Raw genomic sequence first — 482 nt, 5'->3', positions numbered from 1 at the left:
GCGTGCTGCAGGGCAATGTCAACGCGATCGCGCTTGAGCCGCTTGGCCATATCGCCGGCACGGCCTCGTCACTGTTCGGCGTGGTGACGACGACCATCGGCACCATTGGCGGCGGCGTGGTGGGTCAGGCCTATAACGGCACGGTCGTGCCGCTATCTTTCGCCTTCGGCTTCGGCGGCCTGTTCGCCGTGCTTGCAGTGCTCTGGACAGAGCGCGGCCGGCTGTTCCGGAACTGAGCCGGCCACCTCGTTGTGCGCTTTCAGCCGTTCGCCGCCGCCTCAAGCCCGTCGATGTCGAACTTCACCATTTTGAGCATGGCCTCCATGACGCGCTTGACCTTCGCCTGATCGGGATCGCCCATCAGTTCGCCGAACCGCTTGGGTATGATCTGCCAGGAAAGGCCCCAGCGGTCACGCAGCCATCCACAGTGCTCATAGGACCCGCCCTCGCCCAGCGCCTCCCAGAGACGATCGACTTCCGCC

The 482-nt window shown here is 64.9% G+C and carries 1 protein-coding gene and 1 pseudogene; one reads left to right on the top strand and one right to left on the bottom strand.

From position 1 onward, the window contains the following. Positions 1-236, top strand: a pseudogene (locus AC1D0P_RS28860) (hypothetical protein); the annotation flags it as partial. Positions 237-259: 23 nt separating this feature from the next. On the opposite strand, the gene AC1D0P_RS28855 reads toward AC1D0P_RS28860, so the two are convergent. Then, positions 260-482 (bottom strand): VOC family protein (locus AC1D0P_RS28855; RefSeq protein ID WP_477679868.1); only part of this gene is annotated, 223 nt, incomplete at its 5' end.

This window comes from Polaromonas sp. P1_G2 (genome assembly GCF_056405515.1).
This window is presented reverse-complemented; position numbering and strand designations above follow the sequence as displayed.